Source organism: Paenibacillus cellulositrophicus, assembly GCF_009363095.1.
Taxonomy (GTDB): domain Bacteria; phylum Bacillota; class Bacilli; order Paenibacillales; family Paenibacillaceae; genus Paenibacillus_AQ; species Paenibacillus_AQ favisporus.
Genome location: NZ_CP045295.1, coordinates 513,759 through 531,616, shown reverse-complemented (window position 1 = coordinate 531,616; position 17,858 = coordinate 513,759). Strand labels below are relative to the sequence as shown.

Genomic DNA, 17,858 nt, shown 5'->3' with positions numbered 1-17,858 from the left:
TGACCCTCCATTGACAGTGATCCGCTTAACGATTAAGGTAGTGGAGGATATGAAGTAGAAAGTCATTTATTTTGGAGGATATTTATGAATCAACGCTTTCGAATTACGAGATCGATGCAGCCGGACTCCGGTGATCAAGACATTTCATTGGAAGAATGCAAAGCATATTTTTCAACCAAGGCTGATTTTACTTACCAAACGGTGCTGACTGTACAAGGGGAAGAAAGTACCATGTCGATCGAAGGGGATTTCTTTATGTGGCAGCATGGAGACGCCCTCATTCCTTTTAGGCACTATATGGGGGAGTTGTATGCAGCTGTCTCTCATCAAGATGTCGTACCCGTTATGATCGAAATTGCAGGAGATTTGCGGGCGGATATCGTGGAAGGGTAATGGAGTTGGTGCGGATCCGCTGGGATCGTCCTGTTGATTACTCCTTACTTGTGAAAATGATCATCAAATCGCAAGATTACGAGAATACACATTTGTTAAAAAAGCCGCATTGCTGCGGCTTTTTTATTTTTATATCCAATTGCAAAAACCTGGCCTACTTAACCTTGTTGTTCTTCTTAAAATAGGCGCGCGCATCTTCCCGGGTTTCCTTGGGCAAGGTGCGCTCCAGTTCCTCGTTCATCCACTGCAGTGTCCGGCTTCGCAAAGAATCCCGCATTTTCTCCTCCGCATCCAGCATGACCATATTGATCAAGCAATCCGAAGGCGTACAGGAAGCGCACGCATCGTTGTTTTCCTTGCTTCGGTAGAAATAATTTTTATCTTTAATGTTCTGGCATTGAAAAATGGGCTGATCTCCTTCGACGGCCGTTACGACGTCCCAGAAAGTTATCGCATCCGGGGATTTGGCCAGCTTGTAGCCGCCCTTGACCCCTGGTACCGAATCCACAATACCCGCTTTGGACAGCTTCCCGAAAATTTTGGACAGATACGTCTCCGACAAGCCTTGGTAGGCGGAAAGTTCTTTGATCCCGATCGGACTGTCCAACGGGAGATCAATCAAGTATACGAGGCAATGCAAAGCATATTCGACCCCAATACTATACTGCATGCAAGCCACCTGCCTCCCGACAAATTCACTAACCTTAATGTTAAAAGCAAACATTTTTGATGTCAAACGTAACGCGATTGACAAACGAAATGATTGCAAGTTATAATGTCGACAGAAATAATCGACGATTAATATTGTCGACAATTATAAATGAGTAGGAGAGGATTCATCATGAATAAAATGCTGGTTCTAAATGCCCATCCGGATGTGGAATCCACCACCTCGGTGACTTTAAACGTGCTCGAGTCTTTTTTACAGCGTTACAGAGAGCTTGTCCCGGATGGTGAGGTCGAACAACTCCATCTTTATCGTGACGAGGTACCACTGCTGGATCATGTTGCTCTAACGGCCCGCAGCAAGTCCGCTGCAGGACAATTGCTTACACCGGAGGAGCAGGCAGTTACAGACCGGACGAACGAACTGCTGCGGCAGTTCAAAGGTGCGAAGAACATCGTCATTGCGATGCCGATGCATAATTTCAATATCCCGTCCAAACTCAAAGACTACATGGACGCCATTCTCATTCCGCGGGAAACGTACACGTTTACCCATTCGGGATCCGTCGGCTTGCTCAAGGACGGACGGAGCGTCCTCGTTATTCAGGGAAGCGGATCGATATACACGAATAACGATTGGTACACGGAAGTGGAGTATTCCCATCAATATCTACGATCGATGTTTACCTTTATGGGATTTGACAGCTACGAGATCATTCGCGCGCAGGGAAACGCTGTTTTACCGAAAGAGAACGTACTGGAGCAGGCCAAGCAGGAGGCCCTTCAGGCGGCCGAACGTTTCGCACATCGCATGTCTGGCAGTGTGACGAGATAAGGGCTCGTATTAAAGATCGTGCTGGGGGATACGATAAAGATCAAATCGGATCTGAAACGCTCCGCCATCTTTAGGCCAGGAAGGAAAACCGTCATGGAATGCGTCATTTTCATTGGGATACAGGCTTCCGGAAAATCAACATTTTATAAGGAGAGGTTCTTTGCAACTCATATGAGGATTAATCTTGATATGTTGAGAACAAGACACCGGGAGAATGTTTTTCTGGAAGCATCCGTCCGAACGATGCAATCCTTTGTGGTAGACAATACGAATCCCACCGTGGAGGATCGAAAGAAATATATCGATTTCGTGAAAAAACATCATTATAAGGTTATAGGGTATTATTTCGAACCTGACTATGAATTATCCCTTGACCGTAACAACAAGAGGGAAGGGAAAGAAAAGGTTCCTGAGATCGGAATAATTAGCACGTTGAAGAAGCTGCAACGGCCGTCTTATAGTGAGGGTTTTAATGAGCTGTATATAGTCAAGTCACTAAACGATGCGTTTGAGATTCAAAAATTACCTTTATGAAGATAACGCAATCTTACCGTGCGCCGTCAGGCAGCACGGCTTTTTGCTAATCCTTTCCGGTCAACAGCCGTCTTCCGAGCTGCAGTCTCGCTTCAAGCTCAATCCGGTTTTTGCAATCCTCGCAGTAATACATTCCATTTCTGTTTCGTTTCGCGCGGTCGTAAGCTGAAGTGCCCTCGAAGGCGTTAAAAGCCCTTTTGCACCCATAACAGATCAGTTGCACACGAAATCCATTAGATTGCTCCTGCACAGAATTCCCCCTCCTGTAATTGATGAAAAAGTCCAGCTCCCTTGACTTGGTAACCACGTCACGGTATAACTGAAAAATGAAATAACACACTGTGCTATTTATAATAATACAGTGTGTTAAAATAAATCAAGGGGCGTTTTGACCGTGCCAAAAATTGTGGACCATGACCAAAAAAGAAAACTGATCGCCGAATCGGCATGGAAAATTATTGAAACGAAGGGGATCGAGCATGCGTCTATCCGTGCCGTCGCCGCTGCGGCAGGGGTTTCGCCTGGAGCCTTACGGCATTATTTTTCAACGCAGGACGAGCTGCTGTTATTTATTGTGGATTATTATTTGACGAGGGGAGCCGACAGAGCAAAAGGAATCGAGATAAGCCGTATTCCAATGAAAGCCGCACTGGAAGTGGTTTTAGAACTCCTTCCCATGGATTCGGACAAACGAACGGCAGCCGGCGTCTGGTGGGTATTCGCCATCCGTTCGCTCACGAGTTCGGCATTGCAAGATAAAAAGGATGAGCTCACGGACGGGCTTCATGACCTGAGCAGAACCGTCCTCGATCTTCTGGCTAAGGCAGAGCTTCTTCCCTCATCCATCGACATGGAGCTCGAAAGCTTGAGATTGGCCGCGATGATCGAAGGCTTGACGGTTCTCGCATTGCTTCGGCCGGAGATCTACGCGCCAGAGACCGTTGAACGGATCATCGTCCGCCATCTTCAGGAGCTGTGCGGGCACGCGGTGAATGAGTAAACAAGAAGAGGAACGGTTTCACCAAACTCAACTTAGCAATTGAAAAGAAATCGCAATCGTTGATATACGATAATATTGGGTTGAGCTTATTGCGTCATTTCTAAAGCGATCTGCATCATTATTTCTCGGATGAAGGAGATGTGCGAGATGAAGGTCAATAAAATAGATCATGTAAGTATAAACGTAAATGATCTCTCGGCCGCCAAAGCGTTTTTTCTCGATATAGGCTTTGAGGTGCGAGCGGAATGGGAGATGGAAGGCGAGCTGTTGGATCGGGTCCTAGGGCTCCGCGACGCAAAAACAGCCTGCGTAGCATTGGGGGCACCAGAGAGCCAGGCATGGATCGAGCTGGTCAAATATTATCATCCGTCAGATGATACCGAAATTCAGCAGTCTTATCCCTATACGCTCGGTATCCGGCATATGGCCATTGAAGTTGAAGATATTGAAGCCATCGTCTCCACATTGAAACAGAAGGGCACGGAAACCTTTAGTGAGATCCAGCAATATGAACAAAGTTACAAGTTATGCTATGTTCGTGGGCCGGAAGGGATCATTTTGGAGTTGGCAGAGAAGGTCAAATGACGGGAGATCACGTCTCTCACGTACGGAAGGTTGAATGCGCAGACAACCAGGGTTACTCGAATTTCGAAGGCGGCACGTTGTAATATTTTTTGAAGGCTTTTGAAAAGGTAAACGGATCAGGATACCCGAGAAAGCCTGCGATCTGTTGGATCGTGTATTTTTTGGCGTAGAGATAGTCTCGTGCCCGGTTCATTTTGATTTGGGAAATGTATTGTCCCGGCGTAATGCCTACGCTTTTCTTGAAATAAGAGATAAAATACTTTTCTGATACGCCGACAAGCGCAGCGAGCTCATTCATCCGAACGGAACGGTGCAGGTTTGCATCCACGTATTGAAATACGTCCTGCAGTACACTTAGGCTTCCTTCGGTTTTACCCGGTTTCCTGCCGTTGAGGAATGTGCCGGTGTAGGCGCCTTGCCCGTGAAGCTCAAGGATCTTCGCAATGACGGCGAGGAGGCAGGCTTTCAAGTAAAGCTGGTTCCCCGGTGTGTCGCTGACCTGTTTCAGCCGGCGATAGGCCTGTGTGAACAATACCGCTTCCTCCTGGATCAGGCCGCTTGGCACGATTCCAGGAAGTTCGAACTCACCTAGTATTCGCTGTTGTTCGCCGATCCCGAAATTGAAATGAATGTAAATGAATCGGCAGCCGTCCTCAGTCGTCGAAGCGATATAAGGCATATCGGGATAAAAAAACACCGCATCACCCGGACCTGCCGTATGTTCGGACCCGCCGATCGTTACCCTCACGGAGCCTGATTGAATGAACCACAGATCGTAATCGGGATGGGACTTGTGCTCGGTCCAATTCTTATCGTGAGCTTGTTCTAAATAAGAGCTTATGCCGAGCGTGACATATTCCGAGAGTTCGTTGAGAATACTCATGTTTGCATTCATCGGGTTGCATGGCCTCCTTTACCGCATGACATCTGTGATTTTAAACTTAGTATAACAAAGGGTTTACGAGTTGTTAATTATATTACTTTTTGACATGTACTTGAAACTATCTCACATTCCGTTTTCCGACCATCCTCCTATAATGGACTTATATCATGCGAGGAGGGTTAATTGTGAACGGTGTGAACATGCAGCAGCCGAAGGTCGTCGTCATTGGAGCAGGCAGCCTGTTTTTCGGTCGTCAGTCCATTTGGCAGATGGTCCATTCTCCATACTTGAATCAGGGAACGCTTGCTTTGGTGGATACGGACGAAGAACGATTATCGAAAATGGTCAAACTGGCGGAGATGGTGGCCCGGGAGAACAACGTATCTTTGAAAGTGGAGGGCTCAACGGACCGAAGACAGGTGCTTCCGGGGGCAGACTTTGTCGTACTCAGCTTTGCGGAGCAATCGGTCAAATACCGGGGCATCGACTGCCAAGTATCATTAAAATACGGCATTCGCATGTGCTCCGGGGATACGATCGGACCAGGCGGTATATTTCGGGCGATGCGGGAGCTGCCGGTCATTATGGAATGCGCTAGAGATATTGAAGAGCTGTGCCCCGACGCCTGGGTGATCAACTATATTAACCCGTCTACCGTACACGGGATCGCTTTACACCGGTATGCGCCGAAGCTGAAATCTTTCGCGCTGTGTGACAGCCACCATATGCCGCATAAAAAGGCCTATTACGCCGTACGGGCAGGAATTATCGGGGACAGAAGCGGGTTCAACGAGGAGATCGACCGGAAGTTTGACTTCCGCGTCGCGGGAGTCAATCATTTCACGTGGCTGCTGAAAGCGGAGTTCGAAGGGAAAAATGTTATGCCCACGATCGCGGAGGCGATGCGCAAAGCGGCTGGCGAGGAGAACAACGGGGGAGACCGCGGCGCAAAGGCGCTTCATAACGACGCTATTACGTATGAGCTGTACGATATTTTCGGGTATATCCCTACGTGTACGGCCCATACCAAGGAATACGTCCGTTATTGGCAAGGTCACGGCAAGACGCCGGACGCCATTCCGCCGTTGTCGATATGGGAGACGGAGGACCGGTATCAGCGGCACGACGAGATGTGGCGGCAGGTCGACGACTTCCTCTCAGTAAATATTCCGATTGCCGATTACATGAGTACCTTCGGCCCGGATCATGCGACGGACATTATCGAAAATATGGTGGGCAACTTAGGGAAACGGTTCTTCATCAATACGCTGAATCGCGGAGCGGTCACAAATATGAGCGACGACTCGTTCCTGGAACTGCTGTGCGACGTGAGCATGGACGGGGCGAAGCCGGTTCACGTAGGCGAGATGCCGCGGGGAATTCGGGGCATGCAAGAGCTTGTTCTGGATACGCATGAGCTTACGGCGGAGGCCGTCGTGGAGCAGAGCTACGAGAAGCTGCGGAGAGCGATGCTGACGGATCCGCTTGTGAACTCGATCAGCGACGCAGACCAGATCATCAATGAACTGCTGACACTTGAGCGGGAGATGATCCCTGATGTCTGGTATTAAGAATGACCATCCAAACCCAAACCAGGTTCGGCGTCATGATCGTCAGTATATGTAGGAGAAAGCCGGGCGCATTAAGCTGAAAAAGTTCCATGATTGGTCCTTGGTGCCCATACAACAATAGCAAGCGAGCTAGCGCATTATGCGCAGCTCGTTTGTTGTTTTTGGATAATCAAGCCTCCGATCGTGCTGGATTTATCGTTTCGGGCTGGGGTACATCACCATCACGCCAATTATACACATGAATCTTTAATAACACCTTATTATATAGAAGGCATGTATTCAGATAAAATATTATTGAAACGATCTTCTCCCATTATGAAATAGCTGATATATAAGGGTGTATATAAAGAAGTAGGGATGGTGGAAAATGATGAATTTTACGAAGCTCACTGCGTATCTGAATACTTTTTATAACGAAAAAAACATTCCTGGTTTAGGTGTCGTGATGTATCACAATCACCAGCCTGTTTACGAGCATTATACCGGGTTTTCAGACGTAGAGAATCTAGTTCCATTTAGCCGGGACAGCATTTTCAAACTGTATTCTGCAACAAAGGTTGTGACCTGTACAGCACTGCTGCAGCTGCTAGAGCGAGGAAAATATAAGCTCACGGATTCTTTGTATGAGTATATCCCAGAGTTTAAGCACATGCTTGTTCGTCATTCGCGGCCAGATGGAACAGTCGACCTGCTTCCTTCACAAAATCCAATTACCATCGAGCATTTGTTTACAATAACAGCAGGGATCGAAACGATTCATACGGATGCAGTTCATAAGGCTGTCGCCGAGAGCAACAGTGAGGGCCGAACACTTGCTGTTGTCAAGGCGGTGGCGCAGGAGCCGTTAGCCTTTGAACCGGGCTCGCATTTTAAATATACCGCGTGCCACGATGTGCTGGGTGCATTGCTGGAGGTCATAACTGGGCAAAGCTTTGGACAATATTTGCAGGAGAATATTTTCGATCCGCTAGAGATGAAAGATACCTCATTCCAGCTAAAGGATGAGAGCCGCTTTTGCAAGCTGTACAATCGATTTAATGGTAAGACGCACACGGCAGAAAGCGTCGGAGAAACCTTTAAGCTTAAGCCAGGCCCTGCTTATGAAAGCGGCGGCGGTGGATTATATTCCACAGTGTCAGACTATATTATATTTGCAGAGGCATTATGCAACTACGGATTGGCACCGAATGGTGTGCGCATCCTTAAACCGGACACAGTGGATGCTATGCGAAGCAACCGCCTGTCGCCTACTGCTCAGCAGGATTTTGCCAAATTCGGCGGGGGAAGCAAATTGGGCTATAGCTATGGCTTAGGCGTAAGAACCTTAGTGAGTCCTGAGGATAACAATGCACTTAGCCAACATGGGGAATTTGGCTGGGATGGCGCTAGAGGCTGTTACGTCGTCATGGACCCTGTATCGGAAGTCACGCTGTTCTATGCGCAGCAGGAACATGGTTCAGAGTGGTATCGCTGGCACGGAACGATACGGAACTATGCCTATGCGAGCATTTGGGATGCAGGGATGCCGCCAACCCGATAACATAAAGCCGACGCTTGGAGGATTTGTGAGGCGAAAAAAGCCGCATGGTTGCGGCTTTTTGTGTTTTCTTAAACGACCCTTGCTGTTCCAAATGCATAATGATGCCATAAAATATTTTCCACCGTATCAGCCTGCTCCTCCTCGCACTCAATCAAGAGGATCACTTCCGAATATTTGCCCCGTAACAGACGCCGCTGCTTTTTAATGACTTTGTAGTAGAACAAGTCGATGCAAATCCCAAGGATAAAACCAACAGACGTGCCAATCAGGCCGTAGTAGATCGGCCCCCAAGCCAGCTTAAAACCGACACTGGCACCAATGACGGCAAACGCCGTTCCAAGCACAGCTCCTGTGCTGAACAATGAAATGCCGTCCGCGTTGTGAATGCTGTCAAACAATCGCCGCTCTGTTTTGCGATTCGTTAAAGGTACAGCGAAAATGTTCTCTTTATGGATTCCGTTTTTCTCCAGAACTGTGATCGCTAATTCCAAATTGGTGGAATGCTCAAACGTTGAAAATATTTGTACCATCGGGTTTATTTCACTACCTTTCCCTTTTTTACTTGAAACGAAGGGCTTTGGTAATGCTTGATCAGGAAGCTCTTCTGCTCGTTGTTAAACAGCTTGTTGTTTTCCACGGTGTTTGCATACGAATCGTACGCTGCAAATCCCCACATGGAGGGCATGAACAGCAGCCATTGTTTGTCAAGCACGGCCGTTGACTCCGTTAATTGACCAAGGAACAGGTATTGGACGGACAGAAGCAGTTTGGAGAAATATAAAAATGCGATCGTCCAAGCAAGTGAGAAAAATGCGGTGACGATGCGGTGAATGTGCAGCTGTCCAAGTCCTGGCATAAATAAGGACCAGATGGCCGACATGACGGGTTGTCGTTTATCCAAATAATTGATTTCCATCGCTCCGATGGTAAAGGTGTTAAACGGTGCGTTTTCTTTTTCCGCGAGTAAAAACACTTTGTTCATATCGACCGATGTCCGGTAACTATCCCATATGCCAAACAAATAAACCGGAATATACATGAGCATCCACCTTGGTTCCAGGACCTCTTTCGCTGCCTCAATATTCCCGCAAAACGAATGTACCATCGCCAAATTAATCTTCGCGTTGTAATTGACAATCACTTCCCAGATAAACAAGGTGAACCCACGTAAATACTTGCTTAACAGGAGGTGCCCAAAACCCGGAAATGCCGCAGACCACCAAGCAATGATATACGGATTGCGGATATGAAACTGGGTGGTGCCGGCTATGGAAATATGGGCCTTGTAGCGGCGGAATTTGTTTTCGACATTCCTGTAATTATCCACGAACTTTCCTCCATAAATACACTTAACGATTGGCTATTTGCCTTCTCACGAGTTTCAAATTACATACAAGAATTAAGAATATAAAGGGATATAACACAGCTGAATACCACAGCTTCCAACCGTTGTAATAAAAAAAGTCAGTCTGCAAGGTTAGCCATTCAAAGCTGATCGAAAATGCGGAACACGCTAAAATATATATGATTTTGGACCGCATTCTCTTATGGAAAGGGAAGAAATTCAAGAACAGAAAGCTGACGGACGGGAAATACATGATAATCGCCAACATAGATAGCCACTGGAAACCTGGCGACAGATAACCATAGAGATCATAGTGCAGGTCAAACACCACATCCGTGGTAAGACCGAATGCGTAGGCAAAAAAGGAAGTCGCATAAACCTCAATCCTGCTTAAATTTTTGGGGACAGCAAAAGACACAATGTTCAGGAATAAAAAAAATACAAGTACATAGACCATGATTATTGACCACTTCCCATTTTGATCCGGCGCAGTTCTGTGCCTGATTAGCATTATGGGATGATTCAGATGATTATAAACCCCCTTCACTGAAGACAGTATAAAGCCCTCGGCGATGGTGCCAAGGACTAATCGGATTTTATTTTTGTTGGGCATTACTAGTCCCCCAAAAAGATCATACTTTTGGCCGGGTCGTGTTTCTACCCAAGCATTACCATAGGGACAGCATACATTAATAGAGTCAACTTATGATGATTAAGGAGGAGATATGATGGGGAACAACAATATTCACGGCTGTCCCGCTCCACAGAATATTACATTGGTGCAGCGCTTGCAGGCGCTTGTGGGACGAACGGTGACGGTGTTCCAGCCCGGGTTTCCAAGATTAACCAAAACGACAGGCAAGCTCTCCAATGTGACCAAGTCCTCGTTTACAGTTGGCAAGACTGTAGTCGCAATCCAAACCTCCTTTTATATCGTCACGAACGAAAGGGTTATACGGACGAAACCCTTTGACTTGACGGCCACCGCAGAAGATATCGGCGAACTGAACGGGATATTAATCCGCGTGGGTCGGGGGTTTGTCGAGTTTGTCCAGACCCCGGGCCGAAGAGTGCCTACCATTTTTCCACTAAATATATTTACTGAAGTGACTTGCGAAAGCGAAGAGGAATAAGAACCGCACCAAAGCGAAAACCTTCAATCCGTTGTGGAATGGATTGAAGGTTTTTTGAGTTTAGATGCTTCTATTATATTGTAAGATGTAATGCAGTTTTTTACCCTTCTTCCGTCGAGTACGTCTTCAGGTTCCGAAGAACAGGGAAAAGCCAGTACATCCAGATTACGGCAACAGCTAGGGTGCCAACGCCGCCGATGATGGTTGCCGGCACGGCACCGACCAACCCGGCCATCGTACCGGATTCGAATTCGCCGAGCTGATTGGAAGTGCCGATGAAGAGCGAGTTAACGGCATTGACCCGGCCCTGCATTTCTTGGGGCGTGTTCACCTGTACAAGCGTCGAACGGATCACGACGCTGACGACGTCGGCAGCGCCGGTGAGAAACAACGCGAAGAGCGAAAGCCAGATGCTGCGGGAGATGCCAAACAGGATGGTCGCCAAGGCGAACACCACGAGCGAGGCAAACAGCGTTTTGCCAATGGCTTTCTCAATCGAAATACGCGTGAGAATCAGCGAAACAACGATTGCGCCGACTGCTGGCGCTGCGCGAAGCAGGCCGAGACCGGTCGGACCGGTTTTCAGGATTTCGTCAGCAAAGATGGGCAGCAATGCCGTCGCACCGCCGAGCAGAACGGCGAACAGATCGAGCGAGATGGTGCCCAGGATGATTTTACGGGCGAATACGAACCGCAGACCGCTGAAAAAGGTGTCGATCCCGACGGCATCCAGCTTTTTAACGAAATGAACGGTCTTCACGAAGAAAATCAATACGACGGATATAAGGAGCGCGACCAGTGTTGTGATGTAGGCCGTAGAGATGCCCCAGATCACGAGTACGCCTCCGAGCGACGGGCCGACGATCATCGCCGTTTGCATCCCCGAAGCGGACCAAGCGGCAGCCTGCGGCAGCTGCTCGCGGTCGACGATATCCGGCACGAGGGCGGCGGAAGCCGGGCCTTCGAAGGTACGGCAAGCGCCGAGAATGGCAGCGGCGATCAACAAATGGACAGAGGTGATCCAGCCCTCAATGCTGCTGATGACGAGAAAGACGACGACAGCGCACTCCATGAGTTGGCAAATATAGACGATGGTACGGCGATCATAGCGGTCCGCCGTCTGCCCGGCCGGCAGCGTCAGCAGCAGCATAGGTAGGAACTGGGCCAGCCCGACAAAGCCGAGCTGAAAGGCGCTGTCCGTCAGTGCGTACATCTGCCAACCAATGACGACGGACAAAATTTGAAACGCGCTGGCCGAGAAAATCCGCGCAATCCATAAGTGCAAAAATGAGCGGTTATGGAGCACGGACGAAGTGTTCACATTCAATGCAAGTCATCCTTTCTCGATGTGAAAAAAATGCCGAACGCATAGTTTCGGTAAAGCGAAACTATGTATTTGCTTACATAGTGCTAATTCATTTTATATGAAATGAAAAAAAGAGGGAAGAGAGGGGGAGAAAAACATTCTCAGAACCGCCAAGGCTGTCTTATACTTGGAGGCCACTGGAGATGTGAGGCATACGTTACTTGAACGATTCAAAGTTTAGGGGACCGCCCGCATCCTTGACAATGGCATACAGTTGACGATCAATCTTTGTAAATGTTATTTTGTAATAATACCCATTTTATGGGTCACAAATTAAGGAGTGCTTGGCATGAAGTTACCTTTACACGATCGATTCATTAAACAAGCGATTGAACATGTAAGCAAAGATCAGCGTTTTATGGGCCTGCTCGCGGGCGGATCTATGATGTATGGAGAAATGGATGAGTATAGTGATCTGGATTTAATTATCGTCTACGACGATGCTTTTCAAAAAGAGATCATGGAACAACGCATCCAATCTGCCGAAAGGCTTGGTCATTTACTGTCTGCATTCACAGGCGAGCATGTTGGGGAACCCCGATTGCTTATTTGTTTATATGGACCTGCCCCTCTCCATGTCGATTTAAAATTTGTTCATTTGGAAGAGCTCGAGTCCCGGGTCGAGAACCCACTGATTCTTTGGGAGAAAGGTACTGGAATTTCAACAATACTCAATAATACAAGTGCATCTTTCCCATCCCCTCAGCCTCAATGGATCGAAGATCGCTTCTGGGTATGGGTTCATTACTGTGCTGCAAAATTAGGGAGAGGCGAATTATTCGAAGTGATCGATACGATAACATTTATGCGGAATACAGTGTTAGGACCATTGGTTCTCATCCACAACGGTCGTTCCCCAAGAGGAGTCCGAAAGCTCGAGAAATATGCCCTCAAGGAAATGGAGGAATTACAAGGAACGATCCCTATCCATAGCTTTGAAAGCTGCTATCATGCGTTAAAAAATACGATCCAGATGTACCAGCGTCTGCGCCAAGGTTCGGAAATTGTACCAAGGAACGAAGCAGAACGCGTTTCCATCGAGTTTCTTGACGGTATCTATTCAGAAAATTCCAATGGCAGCTCGTTCAACGAACGGAAACTATAGCGCAGCATAACACAACAGCAGCCGATCCAACGGATCGGCTGCTGTTGTTACTCTCACAAGGGTTTGTTCGATTAGGCGTCATGATTTTAATGATCTATTCATTTGTACTTGTCGCCAGCAGGCGTTTTAGATTGTCATCAATAAATTGATTATCGGCGGGGTTGATTCCGCGGCCGGCAAAATGGCCCCAGATCGACTCGATCGGTTTAAAGACGGCATGCGGCATAAGCTCAGCCTCGTATTTGTTGTCGTCCGCCGGGCAGAAAAGATCCGTGCTCCCCGGCATGACGTAGGCGAGCGCTTGAATGCTTCTGAGCGCCTTCTCGAAATCCCCGTTATAGGTGGGGTTCGCACTAATATCTGCATGTATTCCCGTCCGTAACATGGCCAGGACATTGTGCGGATCCATTTTCATAAAGCTATCTTCCCACACGCCGGCCATAAAATCTGCCACTGAGTCAAATCCCATCTCCCGATAAAGCCCCTCTCTGTAAAACGCCTGCGATAATCCCCATCCCGCATAAACATGGCCAACGGCGCGCATGTCAGCGGAAGTCAACTGGTTTAGCTTACTTGAATCGAATCCGACGGCAGCCATGAGCGGAGCCTTCATTCCCTCCAGGACCAAATATGTTTGCGGCCAAGTCTTGGCCATACCGGCAATAGGCGCCATTCGTTCCACCATATCCGGATAACTCGCCCCCCATTGGAACGACTGAATCCCTCCCAAGGACCATCCAACGACGAGAGCGATCTTTGGAATGCCGAACTTCTCAGTCACCAGCCGATGCTGGAATTGAACGTTGTCATAGACGGTGACCTGCGGAAAGTTAGCTCTGTCGAATGGAGGAGGCGTGTTGCTAGGAGAGGAAGATAGTCCATTGCCCAATAGATTCGGAACGATAATGAAATATTTCTGCGGATCCAATGCCATGCCGTTCCCAATCAACCATTCATTCTGAACGTGCTGGTCGCCAAATGCAGTCGGATAGACGATGACGTTATCTTTATTTTCATTCAATCGGCCATAAGTCTTATAAGCGAGAAATGCGCTCGGTAACGTTACTCCCGATTGCAAGGTTACGTCACCCAAATCAAAAATTTCATAATCCATCATATCGTTTGCTCCTTTCAAAATGAAACCAATAGATTGTATTGCTTGTTGTCAGTATAGTTCTGTGTTACTCTCAATAAAAGTGAATAGAATTCAAAGTAGTGTTCAATATTTTTGAAAATGAAAGGGGAGCGTGTGATGGAATTGCGCCAGCTGAATACGTTCCGTACGGTTGCATCCACATTGAATTTCAGTCGGGCTGCGGAAGTGCTAAACTACGTCCCCTCCAACGTCACGATGCAAATAAAAGCATTGGAAGATGAGCTTGGGGTTCGTCTCTTTGACCGCTTGGGCAAGCAGCTTGTTCTCACGACGGCGGGGAAACGCTTTTTAACTCACATTCAAGGTGTTCTGGACAAGCTGGACGAAGCTCGCGGCGCCGTTCATGACAATGAAGATTTAACCGGCACCCTGACGATCAGTGCCAATGAGGTCGTGTGCGCCTATCGGCTCCCAGCTGTCTTTCAACGATTTCGCTCGCAGCATCCGGGGGTTCGTCTGATCTTCCGCTCCGTTCCAAATCTAGAGCTCAAGCAAGCACTATTTGAGGGAACTGCCGACGTCGTCTTTATGCTGGACGAACCCATTCGCTCGAGCGGACTTGCCGTGGACCCGTTGGTGGAAGAGAATTTCCGCCTTTTTGCTGCTCCCGACCATCCTCTTGCCAAAAGAAACCTGCTGCAGCTGGAAGATTTTCATGGAGAAGTGTTCCTGACGAATGAAAAGGGTTGTCCCTATCGGACCATGTTCGACCGGTCATTTGAGAAAGAGGGGATAGACAGTATTACGTATTTAGAGTTTCAAAGTGCTGAAGCTATTAAACAGTGCGCCGTTTCGGGAATCGGTATTGCCTTTCTTCCTGAAATTGTAGTGGAAGCTGAAGTTGAGCGGGGCGAACTTGTTGCTCTTCCATGGCAAATTCCTCACCTGCACGTGTATACCCAGATGTCATGGCATAAAGACAAGTGGCTTTCGCCAATCATAGAATCTTTTATCGAGACGGCAAGGGAAGTACTTGCTGATTCCCCCATTCATGCCGTGTAGTTCGCGGAGCGATTTATTTAACAAAAAAAACAAGTTCTCGTCTTTATCGAAAGACAAGAACTTGTTTGGTTAAGATGAACCGTGGGGCAACGTATCTTATGGGTAGAAGCGCTTGGCTAGATGCATAAAGTTTCCTTCCTTACAACCGCCTGTAGTCCTGGACAATGGTGTCCACCACATGCTTTCCCCAATCCGCAGCTTCCGAGCCCTTTTCATTCCAATCATAGGTGATGAGCCCTTTCCATAGGGCCCAGCCGCGAGCGCGATGAATGGTGTCCTCATCAAAATCCATCCGTTTCAGGAACAGGTCGCGGCTGACTTCATCAAAAAAGTTCCAGGCCATCACCAGGTCGCTCGAAGGATCGCCTACGCCCATCGTTCCAAAATCAATAACACCGCACAGTCGTCCATCCCTCACGAGCAAATTGCCTACGGCAACATCACCATGCAGCCATAGCGGCTCTGATTGGTATGTTGTCGCAAGGGCAAGCTCCCATATTTCCGTTAGCAGCTTGTGATCGTATTGCCCGGATAGCTTTTCGATGATCGTTCTTGTATCATCATCATATACCGCAAGATTCCCCCCTCGATGAAAGTTCTGGACCCCTGCCGGGACGCCGCGGCTTGCGTCGATCGCCTCCAACTCTTGTAAAAAACTGGCGAGGTCTTCGGCAAATTGGTTGTGATCGGATATGTTGTTGTGCGTGACCGTGTCGCCTTCAATCCAACGGTTAACGGACCAGGGAAGAGGATATTCGTCCGTGGGCGCTCCTTTTGCAACCGGAACCGGAATGGGGACGGAAAGAAGCGGCTTGAAAACGGGAAGCCAGGTTAGTTCTTTTTCAACAGCCGAGGCGTAGCGTTCATGACTTGGTAAACGGACGGTCATTTCACTGCCAAGCCGGAAGGTACGGTTATCGTGGCCGCTTTTTTCTACAGGCTTTATCTCTAAATTCGCCCATTCCGGAAATTGGCTATCGATTAATCGGCGTACCAGCTCACAGGTAATCTCCATCTTCTCACCGCTTTCTAAAAAATGGTAATCAAATTATAACCTTTCATCTGCATCTCCTCAAGGGTTGGAGAGACCGAGAAATAAGAACGTAAAAAAACCGGGACATGTAAGCCCGGCTATCGTTATTTTTGATCATGTCTCTATGAAATCAGACCAGTCACCCTGGGGCAGAGCAATGTTATAATCAGCTCAATCCTTTAAAAGTTGAAGAAAATAAGATTTTAAATCAACAACCCGCAGTGACTCCGGTTTATGGTCTGTACCGGCAATCATTAGAGGAACGAGCGACTCCGCTTGACTTATGCCCCCGTGCCCTGCGCCTCCTATATGGGTGGGTGAACTGCCATACTTCAATTCATATCCCGGCTTTGCGGTTACGACCATGTATTCCCCATGATGTGAATGTAAGGCAGCGGACAATCGCCGAAGAACATCGGGATAATGTCCATAGTCAACCGTGTTCTTTTGGGTATTGATTTGTAAATCAAGCACTTCGGGATCATCGGCCAATGTCCATGATTGATGATAGGGATCAACCAAGTCTCCTTGTGACCGATAGGCGAATTTCTTGGATGATCCTGATCGAACAACGCGAATCCAATCATCATCTTTCCAAGCCAATATATCGATTCTCGGGTCAGCCTTCAATACCTCTGATATTTGCTCAAAAGAATATTGAGAGGTTAGCTTATACAGATAAGCCATTCTATCATTGATGGCAAGAATAAGCTCGGTCTGGTCCGTGACGGTGTCACCCTGCCGTAAAATGCGGTATTCGTTCAAGATTTGCCCTAAATCAATGACCGGTTGGCGATTTTTCGGGTGGACGTGAGCCATTCCGTTATCCCCCATGATGATGATTACGGCTTTTTCCAGAGCCTCTTCCGGTGAACCAAATGCCTGCAGCAAGATCTTCAATTGGTGATCGGTGCGGATCACGCCATCCAAATCCGACGGCCCTTTTTTATGTATTTTTTGGTCCAGATCGGGGAAATAGACATATAGAAAATCAGGCAATTGCCCATTTTGAATGAGATGAGTCACCATTCCGAGCGAATATTCATTGTTAAAGCCGAACTTACCGATGGGGCTCACCGGCAAACTTTTCACGCTTTTCAACGGATTTGAGAATGCTCCATAGGCAAACAAATCCGGACCTTTGACCGTGATATTTTTAGGTAATGCTGTCGGCATATGAAGCCAAAAAGGAAAATTCAGCTGGTGATCCGCGCTTCCCCGATAGATCAAACCATTAATGGACCCCGATTGTAACCCCATACGGTCCAATTCTTCAAAAATGGTCGGTATTTGCGGATTCAAGTGGTCGCCGTTCATACGGATTAAGGCATCATTCAAATATTGGTTGATTCCGTTCCTGTAGATTTCCCAAAATCCGCTGCCATAATTAATGACTTTTTTATCTTGTGCTGAGTACCAGACCAGTCCCGGTACACGATGTTCATCCGGATACGTTCCCGTCAGCAGCGTGCAGTCAATCGACACGGACATGGTGGGAAATGAGGTGACGACATTCTTATAGTATTGACCGTGTTCCATCAAGAACTGAAAAGTTGGAAGTTTGTTTTGCTCGATTCCCTTATCAATCGACTGGCTCATTAACGTATCGACACAAATGAAGATAATGTGCTGCAACCTGTTCACCTGCCAATTTTTTCTGCAAGCCTATTCTTAAGCCACATTATTTGCTATCAGTATTCAAAATATTCGG

General features: G+C 47.7%; 19 protein-coding genes. 10 read left to right on the top strand and 9 right to left on the bottom strand.

Features of this window, described 5'->3' with window-relative positions; all coding sequences use genetic code 11:
* Window positions 1-84 precede the first annotated feature (84 nt).
* Window positions 85-393, top strand: a complete 309-nt coding sequence (locus GCU45_RS02320; RefSeq protein WP_152397915.1) for a hypothetical protein — start codon at window positions 85-87, stop codon at window positions 391-393.
* A 154-nt stretch (window positions 394-547) separates the two neighbouring features.
* Here the strand turns inward: GCU45_RS02320 and GCU45_RS02315 are convergent, their stop codons facing one another.
* Window positions 548-1,063, bottom strand: coding sequence for an RrF2 family transcriptional regulator (locus GCU45_RS02315; protein ID WP_152397914.1), 516 nt, complete (start codon window positions 1,061-1,063; stop codon window positions 548-550).
* 171 nt (window positions 1,064-1,234) lie between these two features.
* Here GCU45_RS02315 and GCU45_RS02310 point away from each other — a divergent pair, with 171 nt between their 5' ends.
* The 4 genes from GCU45_RS02310 (at window position 1,235) to GCU45_RS02290 (ending at window position 4,013) form a co-directional block, all read left to right on the top strand.
* Complete coding sequence (locus GCU45_RS02310; RefSeq protein WP_152397913.1) at window positions 1,235-1,894, top strand: FMN-dependent NADH-azoreductase; 660 nt, start codon at window positions 1,235-1,237, stop codon at window positions 1,892-1,894.
* A gap of 93 nt (window positions 1,895-1,987) precedes the next feature.
* The gene (locus GCU45_RS02305; protein WP_152397912.1) at window positions 1,988-2,428 is read left to right on the top strand and encodes an AAA family ATPase; all 441 of its coding nucleotides are present in this window, start codon (window positions 1,988-1,990) and stop codon (window positions 2,426-2,428) included.
* A 394-nt stretch (window positions 2,429-2,822) separates the two neighbouring features.
* Window positions 2,823-3,428 carry a TetR/AcrR family transcriptional regulator gene (locus GCU45_RS02295; protein WP_152397911.1) on the top strand — a complete coding sequence of 202 codons (606 nt, stop codon included), beginning with the start codon at window positions 2,823-2,825 and terminating at the stop codon, window positions 3,426-3,428.
* A gap of 147 nt (window positions 3,429-3,575) precedes the next feature.
* On the top strand, window positions 3,576-4,013 hold the full coding sequence (locus tag GCU45_RS02290; protein ID WP_152397910.1) for a VOC family protein: 438 nt from the start codon (window positions 3,576-3,578) through the stop codon (window positions 4,011-4,013).
* A 52-nt stretch (window positions 4,014-4,065) separates the two neighbouring features.
* Here the strand turns inward: GCU45_RS02290 and GCU45_RS02285 are convergent, their stop codons facing one another.
* Complete coding sequence (locus GCU45_RS02285) at window positions 4,066-4,908, bottom strand: helix-turn-helix domain-containing protein (RefSeq protein ID WP_152397909.1); 843 nt, start codon at window positions 4,906-4,908, stop codon at window positions 4,066-4,068.
* Between the two features lie 173 nt (window positions 4,909-5,081).
* On the opposite strand from GCU45_RS02285, the gene GCU45_RS02280 reads away from it, so the two are divergent.
* Window positions 5,082-6,467 (top strand): family 4 glycosyl hydrolase, encoded by a 1,386-nt coding sequence (locus GCU45_RS02280; protein WP_152397908.1) that lies wholly within the window; start codon window positions 5,082-5,084, stop codon window positions 6,465-6,467.
* 367 nt (window positions 6,468-6,834) lie between these two features.
* Window positions 6,835-8,007, top strand: a complete 1,173-nt coding sequence (locus GCU45_RS02275) for a serine hydrolase domain-containing protein (protein ID WP_152397907.1) — start codon at window positions 6,835-6,837, stop codon at window positions 8,005-8,007.
* A gap of 68 nt (window positions 8,008-8,075) precedes the next feature.
* Here GCU45_RS02275 and GCU45_RS02270 read toward each other — a convergent pair whose 3' ends face one another.
* Genes GCU45_RS02270 through GCU45_RS34530 form a run of 3 tightly spaced genes read right to left on the bottom strand, consistent with a single transcriptional unit; the run spans window position 8,076 to window position 9,809 of the window.
* On the bottom strand, window positions 8,076-8,537 hold the full coding sequence (locus GCU45_RS02270) for a hypothetical protein (RefSeq protein ID WP_152397906.1): 462 nt from the start codon (window positions 8,535-8,537) through the stop codon (window positions 8,076-8,078).
* A 5-nt stretch (window positions 8,538-8,542) separates the two neighbouring features.
* Window positions 8,543-9,334 carry a hypothetical protein gene (locus GCU45_RS02265; protein WP_152397905.1) on the bottom strand — a complete coding sequence of 264 codons (792 nt, stop codon included), beginning with the start codon at window positions 9,332-9,334 and terminating at the stop codon, window positions 8,543-8,545.
* Between the two features lie 22 nt (window positions 9,335-9,356).
* The gene (locus GCU45_RS34530) at window positions 9,357-9,809 is read right to left on the bottom strand and encodes a CBO0543 family protein (protein ID WP_425281282.1); all 453 of its coding nucleotides are present in this window, start codon (window positions 9,807-9,809) and stop codon (window positions 9,357-9,359) included.
* Window positions 9,810-10,080: 271 nt separating this feature from the next.
* Between GCU45_RS34530 and GCU45_RS02260 the strand changes: the two genes are divergently transcribed.
* Window positions 10,081-10,485 carry a hypothetical protein gene (locus tag GCU45_RS02260; RefSeq protein WP_152402723.1) on the top strand — a complete coding sequence of 135 codons (405 nt, stop codon included), beginning with the start codon at window positions 10,081-10,083 and terminating at the stop codon, window positions 10,483-10,485.
* A 100-nt stretch (window positions 10,486-10,585) separates the two neighbouring features.
* On the opposite strand, the gene GCU45_RS02255 is transcribed toward GCU45_RS02260, so the two are convergent.
* Entirely contained in the window at window positions 10,586-11,806 is a 1,221-nt protein-coding gene (locus tag GCU45_RS02255) for an MFS transporter (protein WP_167372861.1), read from the bottom strand.
* Between the two features lie 334 nt (window positions 11,807-12,140).
* Here GCU45_RS02255 and GCU45_RS02250 point away from each other — a divergent pair, with 334 nt between their 5' ends.
* Window positions 12,141-12,956 (top strand): nucleotidyltransferase family protein, encoded by an 816-nt coding sequence (locus GCU45_RS02250; protein ID WP_152397904.1) that lies wholly within the window; start codon window positions 12,141-12,143, stop codon window positions 12,954-12,956.
* A gap of 94 nt (window positions 12,957-13,050) precedes the next feature.
* Here GCU45_RS02250 and GCU45_RS02245 read toward each other — a convergent pair whose 3' ends face one another.
* Window positions 13,051-14,070, bottom strand: coding sequence for an alpha/beta fold hydrolase (locus tag GCU45_RS02245; RefSeq protein ID WP_152402721.1), 1,020 nt, complete (start codon window positions 14,068-14,070; stop codon window positions 13,051-13,053).
* A 138-nt stretch (window positions 14,071-14,208) separates the two neighbouring features.
* Between GCU45_RS02245 and GCU45_RS02240 the strand changes: the two genes are divergently transcribed.
* On the top strand, window positions 14,209-15,114 hold the full coding sequence (locus GCU45_RS02240) for a LysR family transcriptional regulator (RefSeq protein ID WP_152397903.1): 906 nt from the start codon (window positions 14,209-14,211) through the stop codon (window positions 15,112-15,114).
* A gap of 139 nt (window positions 15,115-15,253) precedes the next feature.
* Here GCU45_RS02240 and GCU45_RS02235 read toward each other — a convergent pair whose 3' ends face one another.
* Both GCU45_RS02235 and GCU45_RS02230 read right to left on the bottom strand, forming a co-directional pair.
* On the bottom strand, window positions 15,254-16,129 hold the full coding sequence (locus GCU45_RS02235; protein WP_152397902.1) for an aminoglycoside phosphotransferase family protein: 876 nt from the start codon (window positions 16,127-16,129) through the stop codon (window positions 15,254-15,256).
* A gap of 189 nt (window positions 16,130-16,318) precedes the next feature.
* Window positions 16,319-17,782 carry an alkaline phosphatase family protein gene (locus GCU45_RS02230; protein WP_244364394.1) on the bottom strand — a complete coding sequence of 488 codons (1,464 nt, stop codon included), beginning with the start codon at window positions 17,780-17,782 and terminating at the stop codon, window positions 16,319-16,321.
* Window positions 17,783-17,858 lie beyond the last annotated feature (76 nt).

Excerpts from the sequence above, each read along its gene's own strand:
- GCU45_RS02250 (WP_152397904.1), top strand. The coding sequence starts at position 12,141 with ATGAAGTTACCTTTACACGATCGATTCATTAAACAAGCGATTGAACAT.
- GCU45_RS02240 (WP_152397903.1), top strand. The coding sequence starts at position 14,209 with ATGGAATTGCGCCAGCTGAATACGTTCCGTACGGTTGCATCCACATTG.
- GCU45_RS02270 (WP_152397906.1), bottom strand. The coding sequence starts at position 8,537 with ATGGTACAAATATTTTCAACGTTTGAGCATTCCACCAATTTGGAATTA.
- GCU45_RS02285 (WP_152397909.1), bottom strand. The coding sequence starts at position 4,908 with ATGAATGCAAACATGAGTATTCTCAACGAACTCTCGGAATATGTCACG.
- GCU45_RS34530 (WP_425281282.1), bottom strand. The coding sequence starts at position 9,809 with ATGGTCTATGTACTTGTATTTTTTTTATTCCTGAACATTGTGTCTTTT.
- GCU45_RS02320 (WP_152397915.1), top strand. The coding sequence starts at position 85 with ATGAATCAACGCTTTCGAATTACGAGATCGATGCAGCCGGACTCCGGT.
- GCU45_RS02310 (WP_152397913.1), top strand. The coding sequence starts at position 1,235 with ATGAATAAAATGCTGGTTCTAAATGCCCATCCGGATGTGGAATCCACC.
- GCU45_RS02245 (WP_152402721.1), bottom strand. The coding sequence starts at position 14,070 with ATGGATTATGAAATTTTTGATTTGGGTGACGTAACCTTGCAATCGGGA.
- GCU45_RS02290 (WP_152397910.1), top strand. The coding sequence starts at position 3,576 with ATGAAGGTCAATAAAATAGATCATGTAAGTATAAACGTAAATGATCTC.
- GCU45_RS02235 (WP_152397902.1), bottom strand. The coding sequence starts at position 16,129 with ATGGAGATTACCTGTGAGCTGGTACGCCGATTAATCGATAGCCAATTT.
- GCU45_RS02260 (WP_152402723.1), top strand. The coding sequence starts at position 10,081 with ATGGGGAACAACAATATTCACGGCTGTCCCGCTCCACAGAATATTACA.
- GCU45_RS02305 (WP_152397912.1), top strand. The coding sequence starts at position 1,988 with ATGGAATGCGTCATTTTCATTGGGATACAGGCTTCCGGAAAATCAACA.
- GCU45_RS02315 (WP_152397914.1), bottom strand. The coding sequence starts at position 1,063 with ATGCAGTATAGTATTGGGGTCGAATATGCTTTGCATTGCCTCGTATAC.
- GCU45_RS02275 (WP_152397907.1), top strand. The coding sequence starts at position 6,835 with ATGATGAATTTTACGAAGCTCACTGCGTATCTGAATACTTTTTATAAC.